Annotated in this window: 7 protein-coding genes; 2 read left to right on the forward strand and 5 right to left on the reverse strand. The window is 68.7% G+C overall.

Annotation, left to right across the window (positions count from 1 at the left end):
- From KAY22_RS22220 to KAY22_RS22240, 5 genes are all read right to left on the reverse strand, one after another.
- Positions 1–2,527: CusA/CzcA family heavy metal efflux RND transporter (locus KAY22_RS22220; RefSeq protein WP_296625367.1), on the reverse strand; the 2,527-nt coding region annotated here is incomplete at its 3' end.
- Entirely contained in the window at positions 2,524–4,014 is a 1,491-nt protein-coding gene (locus KAY22_RS22225) for an efflux RND transporter periplasmic adaptor subunit (protein WP_007406384.1), read from the reverse strand. The genes KAY22_RS22220 and KAY22_RS22225, both read right to left, overlap by 4 nt.
- Positions 4,011–5,273 carry a TolC family protein gene (locus tag KAY22_RS22230; protein ID WP_029548875.1) on the reverse strand — a complete coding sequence of 421 codons (1,263 nt, stop codon included), beginning with the start codon at positions 5,271–5,273 and terminating at the stop codon, positions 4,011–4,013. Before KAY22_RS22230 ends, KAY22_RS22225 begins: the two co-directional genes overlap by 4 nt.
- 63 nt (positions 5,274–5,336) lie before the next feature.
- The gene (locus KAY22_RS22235) at positions 5,337–5,594 is read right to left on the reverse strand and encodes a hypothetical protein (protein WP_007683334.1); all 258 of its coding nucleotides are present in this window, start codon (positions 5,592–5,594) and stop codon (positions 5,337–5,339) included.
- Positions 5,595–5,671: 77 nt separating this feature from the next.
- Positions 5,672–6,034 carry a hypothetical protein gene (locus KAY22_RS22240; RefSeq protein WP_007406428.1) on the reverse strand — a complete coding sequence of 121 codons (363 nt, stop codon included), beginning with the start codon at positions 6,032–6,034 and terminating at the stop codon, positions 5,672–5,674.
- A gap of 243 nt (positions 6,035–6,277) precedes the next feature.
- On the opposite strand from KAY22_RS22240, the gene KAY22_RS22245 reads away from it, so the two are divergent.
- Together KAY22_RS22245 and KAY22_RS22250 are read left to right on the forward strand one after the other, a co-directional pair.
- Entirely contained in the window at positions 6,278–6,634 is a 357-nt protein-coding gene (locus tag KAY22_RS22245; RefSeq protein WP_004212653.1) for a hypothetical protein, read from the forward strand.
- Positions 6,635–6,774: 140 nt separating this feature from the next.
- Positions 6,775–6,994: MerR family transcriptional regulator (locus KAY22_RS22250; RefSeq protein ID WP_296625368.1), on the forward strand; the 220-nt coding region annotated here is incomplete at its 3' end.

Below are 6,994 nucleotides of genomic sequence, written 5' to 3' on the forward strand. Positions count from 1 at the left end.
CGCGCTGGAGGTCGCCGACCACCGAGGCGAGGTCGCGTCCGCGCACGTCGACATAGACCCAGGTCGAGGGCCGGGCATTCTCGGTCTTGAGCATCGGCGGCCCTTCGGCGATCGTGACATTGGCGACCGTGCCGAGGGTGATCTGCTGGCCCGCGGGCGTCAGGATCGGTAGCCCCCGCAGCCCGTCGAGGCTGTCGCGCAATTCGCGCGGATAGCGCACGCTGATCGGGTAGCGGGCGAGGCCCTCGACCGTCTCGCCGATCGTCTCGCCGCCGATCGCGCCGGAGACGATGGCCTGGACGTCGGCGATGTTGAGCCCGAACCGCGCGGCGGCGGCGCGGTCTATGTCGACATCGACATAGCGTCCGCCGGTCAGCCGCTCGGCGAGCGCCGAGCTGACGCCGGGCACGCTCCTGGCCACGGTCTCGACATCATGCGCGATGCGGTCGAGCTCGGCGAGGTCACTGCCCGACACCTTGACCCCGATCGGGCTCTTGATGCCCGTCGCGAGCATGTCGATGCGGTTGCGGATCGGCGGCACCCAGATATTGGCGAGACCCGGAAGCTTCACCCGGCGATCGAGCTCGTCGACAAGGCGTTCGGGCGTCATGCCCGACCGCCACTGGTCGCGGGGCTTGAATTGGATCGTCGTCTCGAACATTTCGAGCGGCGCGGGATCGGTCGCGGTCTCGGCGCGGCCGGCCTTGCCGAACACGCTTTCGACTTCGGGCACGGTCTTGATCAGGCGGTCGGTCTGCTGGAGCAGCTCACTCGCCTTGGCGGCCGAGAGGCCCGGCAGCGCCGAGGGCATGTAGAGCAGGTCGCCCTCGTCGAGATTGGGCATGAACTCGCCGCCGAGCCGGCTGAGCGGCCAGGCCGTGGTGGCGAACACCAGAGCCGCGATCAGCAGCACTGCCTTGGGCCGCTTCATCGTCCAGTCGATCGCGGGCCGGTAGATATTGGTGAGCCAGCGATTGACCGGATTGGCCTGCTCGGCCGGAATGCGGCCCCGGATCAGCCAGCCCATCAGGATCGGCACCAGGGTCACCGACAGGATCGCGGCCGCGCCCATCGCATAGGTCTTGGTGAAGGCGAGCGGCGCGAACAGCCGGCCTTCCTGCGCCTCCAGGGTGAAGACCGGAATGAACGACAGCGTGATGATCAGCAGGCTGAAGAACAGCGCCGGCCCGACCTCGGCCGCCGCCTCGGTGACGACGATCCAGCGCATCTCGCCATCGAGATGTCTGTCCGGGTGATCCTGCTCCCAGCGTTCGATCCTCTTGTGGGCGTTCTCGATCATGACGACCGCCGCATCCACCATCGCGCCGATGGCGATGGCGATGCCGCCCAGCGACATGATGTTGGCGTTCACCCCCTGGAACCGCATTACGACGAACGCGGCCAGCACACCGAGCGGCAAGGTCAGGATCGCGACCAGCGCCGAGCGGACGTGCCAGAGGAACAGGGCGCAGACCAATGCGACGACGATGAACTCCTCGACCAGCTTGCGGGTGAGGTTCTCGACCGCGCGATCGATCAGCTGCGAGCGGTCATAGACCGTGACCACCTCGACGCCCGGCGGCAGGCTTTTCCTGAGATCGGCGAGCTTGTCCTTGACCGCCGCGATGGTCTCACGGGCGTTCTTGCCTGACCGAAGAATAACGACGCCGCCGGCGACCTCGCCTTCGCCGTTCAGTTCGGCGATGCCGCGCCGCATCTCGGGGCCGACCTGGATCGTGGCGACATCGCCGAGCCGGACGGGCACGCCGCCCGCCGCAGTCTTGAGCGGGATTGCCCGGAAATCGTCGAGCGTTTTCAGATAGCCCGAGGCGCGGACCATATATTCGGCCTCGGCCATTTCCAGCACCGAGCCGCCGGCTTCCTGATTGGCTTGGCTGATCGCCTGCACTGCCTGGGCGTGGGTTACGCCGTAGGCCGCGAGCTTCACCGGATCGAGCAGCACCTGGTACTGCTTGACCATGCCGCCGATGCTGGCGACTTCGGCCACGCCGGTCACGGTCTTCAGCTCGTAGCGCAGGAACCAGTCCTGCAACCCGCGAAGCTGCGAGAGATCGTGCCGGCCGGTGCGGTCGACCAGCGCATATTCATAGACCCAGCCGACCCCGGTCGCGTCCGGCCCGAGCGCGCTGCGGGCGCTGGCCGGCAACCGACCCTGGACCTGGTTGAGATATTCGAGCACGCGGCTGCGCGCCCAGTAGAGATCGGTGCCGTCCTCGAAGATCACATAGACGAAGCTGTCGCCGAAGAAGCTATAGCCGCGCACCGTCTTGGCGCCGGGCACCGACAGCATGGTGGTGGTGAGCGGATAGGTGATCTGGTTCTCGACGATCTGCGGCGCCTGACCCGGATAGGAAGTGCGGATCACGACCTGCACGTCGGAAAGATCGGGCAGCGCGTCGATCGGGGTCGAGCGCACCGCCCACAGGCCCGCGCCGACCAGCGCGAGCATGCCGAGCACGACGAAGAAGCGGTTCCTCACCGACCAGCGGATGAGATGGGCGATCACTGGCCCGCCACCTTCGCCATATGCCGCAGCGTCGGTCCCGCCGGGGGCCGGTCGAACCCGAACCGGACCCGGTCACCCGCCTTGAAGCCGCGCGCGATGCCCGGATTGGCGAGCGCGAAGGTCATCGTCATCGCCGGCCAGTCGAGCGCGGGAACGGGCTCGTGGCTGAGCGTCACCGAATTGGCCGTGATCCGCTCGATCTTGCCCGTCGTCTCGTACAGCGTGGCTTTCGACGCCGGCGCGGCGATGGTCGCCGATGCCGCACCGCCGCCGATCGGCCGCGCCTCGATTCCCGACAGGCTCGCCTCGGAATCGATCAGGAACTGCCCCGAGACGACGACGTTCTCGCCGGGCGACAGGCCGGCAAGGATCTCGGTCTCGCCGCCTGCCTCGCGGCCGATGCGGACCTCGGCGGGATGATAGCGCCCGTCGCCTGCGGCCAGCATGACGAGCGTGCGCCTGCCCGTGCGGATCACCGCTTCGCTCGGCACCAGCAGCGCCGGCTTGGCATCGCCGCCAAGCGCGACGCTGGCGAACATGCCCGGCCGCAACCGGCCGTCCCGGTTGGGCAGCTCGATCCGCACGGTGAGCGTGCGGCTGTCGGCCTGCGTGGTCGGCAGGATCGCGATCACCCGGCCGGCGAAGCGCTCGCCGGGGAAGCCCGCCAGCGTGGTGCTGGCATTCTGGCCGACCCGGACATCGCCCGCGCGCGCTTCGGGCACCGCGGCATTGAGCCAGACGGTGCCGAGCCCGCTTACCTGGGCGAGCGTCTGGCCCATGGCGAGCGTCACGCCGGCACGGGCGTCGAGCGTCTGGATCGTGCCCGAGATCGGCGTCGTGATCGTCACCACGCCGTTCGGGCGTCCGCTCCGCTCGACGCTGGCGATGAGGCCGTCGGACATGCCCATCAGCCGCAGTCGCTGGCGCGCGGCCGCGGTGAGGTCGGGCTTGCCGAGCCGCCTGACGCTCAGATATTCGGTCTGCGCGCCGCCCCATTCGGGCAGGAGCAGGTCCGCGATCGGCGCGCCGGCGCGGACCACGTCCCCGGGCGCTCGCGCATAGACGCGGCTCACGAACCCGCCCGAACGCGCCTGGATGACGGCGACGTCGCGCTGGTTGAAGTCGATCGTGCCGGTGACCTCGAGGGCCGAGGCAAGGCTGCCCATCTTCGCCGCGACGACCCGCAATCCCAGGCTCTGCCGCGCGGCGGGATCGACGGCGACCGTGGGGGCCGCGCCGGCGCTTCCTCCGTCCGCGTATCGCGGCACGAGCTGCATATCCATGAAGGGCGACTTGCCGGGCTTGTCGAACTTCTGGTTGGGGAACATCGGATCGTACCAGTAAAGGACTTTGCCTGCCCCGGCGGGCGTGGTCGCCTCCGATTGCGGTGCCTGGCGATGGCCAGCCCAATAGCCTGTGCCGCCGGCCAGCAGCGCGACAGCCAGGATCGATGCGCCCCAGCGCAGCGCGGATTTATCGAGCGTCATGGCCGCTCCTCCCCATAGGTGATAGTGATGCGGACCGCGTCGCGCGCGACGTCGGCTTCGCGGTTGAGCGCCTCGACCTCGGCCTCCGCGAGCCCGAGCGTCGTGAGCAGCGCGGCGCCAAGGTCGAGCTTGCCGGCGCCATAGCTGTCGCGGTCGAGCTCGGCGCGGTGCCTGGCGAGTGGCACCAGCGTCTCGCGGGCATTGCGCAACCGGGAGAGATGCATGGCATGGTCTGCGAGATCGGCGTCGAGCTGCGCCACCAGCTCGCGGCGGATCGCCTCGCGGTCGAACCGACCCCCTTGCGCAAGGCTCTCGCTTGCAGCGATCCTGGGGTTCTGGCGCTTGCCGGCGAACAGCGGCAGGTCGATCGACACGCCGACCGAGGCCATGTCGCCGTACATGGGATCGCGCCGGCCATAGGTGACGCCGACCTTCCAGTCGGGGCGCTTGTCGGCGCGCGCGAGACGCACGTCCGCTTCGGCGACTGCGATCCGCGCGTCCTGCGCGCGCAGGGCGGGAAGCGCATCGATTTCGGCCCGCAGCCGGATCGGATCGACATCGAGCATCGGCGGGTCGCCCGTCGCCTGCGGGTCGGGGTCGCCGGTATAGCGCGCGAGCCGGGCCCGCGCCTGCGCCACCACCGCAGCCATCTCGGCGCGGCGATCGGCGATGGCGGCGCGGAGCTGGTCGGGCTCGAGCGCCTGGCTCGGGCGCGCGCTGCCCGACGCCAGGCGTGCGGTCACGGTCTTCTGCAGGTCGTCGAGGCTGGCATCGAGCAGGTCGAGCTGCCGGAGCCGGCGTTCTCCATAATAGAGATCGACCCAGGCGAGGGCGGTCTCGAGCCGCACGTTGCGGCCTTCGACCAGCTCGCCCGCCTCGGCGATACCGATATCGGCCGCGGCGCGCGCGGCGCGTGCATGGCGCTTGGCGAGATTGGGGAAGGTCTGGCTGAACCCGATCGTCGCCATAGTGAAATCGTCGCGCGTGAAGCTGCCGGCATTGGGGCCGCTCACCGGGAAGTTCTGCAGGCCCAGGTCGAGCGTCGGATCGGGCAGGCGATCGGCCGCGACCGCCGAAGAGCGGGCGCCGGCTGTCGCCGCCGCGCGCGCCTTGAGGCTTGGCGCGTTGGCGGCAGCGAGCCTCACTGCCTGCTCGTAGGTGAGCGGGCCGGCCGACACCGGCACGGCCCAGGCGCTCGCAAGCGTCGCACCGATAGAGAGCAACAGGCGTCGCACAGCGCGCCTCGGCATCATGATCATGGATATCATCCCCTCATGACAGAGGCGGCGCGCCAAGATGTGACGCGCCGCTCCGGAGCGGGTTTAGCCCTTGTCCGACCTGACTGCGCCGCGCATGCAGTCGGCGGCGCTTGCCTGCATCATCGCGCAATCGCAGCTGGCCATGTCCCGGCTGTCGGGCACCCATATGCGGACACGCGCAGGGCCAGTCGCCCGCGGACCATATTGCGGCGCCGACCGCCATTCCCAATGGCCTTGCGGCGTGCGGCTCGCGTCGGTTGCAAGCGCAGGCGCGGCGAGACTGAGGGCCGCCACAAGGGCGGCCGGAAGCAGTTTGATCATCACGAAAACCTTTGACTGAAAAGAAGGAAACCGGGCGCGCACGCATCGATCGATGCGCGCAGCCCGTGCTCGTTCAATCAGGCAAGGCTGGTGGGAGGATCCGGCTCGGGCGCAACCGCCTTGCCGGTCAATATCGTGTCGGTCGTCCAGAAGCTGGGCGCGTCGTAGAGACGCGCAGGCGCAACGCCGCCTGCCAGGTCCGCTGCGACCAGCGGGATCACGCACCCCATCGCGGCGATGCAATCGAGCGTCAGGCCCTTGCAGGGCTTTTCGCTGGGCGCAGGCTGCTGCTTGGCCATCATCGCCATGCAGTCCGCATCCATGCCCTTGGCCAGCGGCGCGCCTGCCGCCTGCGGCACGCTGTGCGCGGCCGCCATCTGGGCTCCGAAGAGACCGGACAGCGCTCCGATGACGAGCAGGAGGGCGAGCAGGCGTTTCACGGGCCTCGATATCTAGCGGGTTTCGCGGGCGCAGCCAACCAAAGTCTCGCGCCGCGCGGATTTTGAAGTGCTGACGGCTGATTCCGTCAACTCCGCGTCAATAAAGATCCGGCCCGGGGAAGAAGATCGGCTGCGGCCTCTACGTATATCGAGGCTGGACCCGGGACCGTAGTCCCAAGCCTGAAGAGACGCTCTTCCCCTCGGCAAAGTCCGGGCGGTGGCTTACCATCCAAGGAGGTGAATATGGTCAGAAAAACTCTCATGGTCGCGCTTGCCGGCATTTCGATGCTTGCTGCCGTCCCCGCTATGGCCCAGGGCATCGGGCACAGCCTGTTCATGCGCGGCTCGATCGTCGACACGGGCAGCAACGGCACGGTCGTCTGCATCGGCAAGGCCGATGGCGCCGAGGTCGGCCAGAAGCTCGAGGTCTATCGCGTCGTGACCCATCCGGGTCCGTCCAAGGGCGTGGCGCCGACCTATCACCGCCAGCTCGTCGGCCATGTGACGATCGACCATATCTTTGACGATCACTTCGCGCACGTGTCCGTCGCCGACGGCACGCCTGCCAGGCACGACATCGTCGAGCTTCGCAAGAACTGACAAGCCGGTGGCCCGGCGGCACGGGCTGCCCTGCGACGCGTCGGGGCAGCGGGCCGCCGGCGACGAGGAGACCGTTCGGGGTCAAAGCGAAACCGCTTGACCCTGGACCATGGTCCAACCGGCATGATCGAGCGGATGACATGGGCAATTTCAAGATCGGCGAACTGGCCGCGGCCGCAGGCGTGGGGCGGGATACGATCCGCTATTATGAGCGGATGGGCCTGCTGCGCGAGCCCGCGCGCACGGCAGCGGGCTACAGGCTCTACGACGCGACCGACCTCGAGCGCGTCAATTTCATCCGCTCGGCGCAGGAGCTTGGTTTCACACTCGAACAGGCCCGGCAGCTGCTGGCGCTCAGGG

The organism is Rhizorhabdus sp. (assembly GCF_018006725.1).
Lineage (GTDB): Bacteria > Pseudomonadota > Alphaproteobacteria > Sphingomonadales > Sphingomonadaceae > Rhizorhabdus.

Excerpts from the sequence above, each read along its gene's own strand:
- KAY22_RS22225 (WP_007406384.1), bottom strand. The coding sequence starts at position 4,014 with ATGACGCTCGATAAATCCGCGCTGCGCTGGGGCGCATCGATCCTGGCT.
- KAY22_RS22230 (WP_029548875.1), bottom strand. The coding sequence starts at position 5,273 with ATGATCATGATGCCGAGGCGCGCTGTGCGACGCCTGTTGCTCTCTATC.
- KAY22_RS22235 (WP_007683334.1), bottom strand. The coding sequence starts at position 5,594 with ATGATCAAACTGCTTCCGGCCGCCCTTGTGGCGGCCCTCAGTCTCGCC.
- KAY22_RS22245 (WP_004212653.1), top strand. The coding sequence starts at position 6,278 with ATGGTCAGAAAAACTCTCATGGTCGCGCTTGCCGGCATTTCGATGCTT.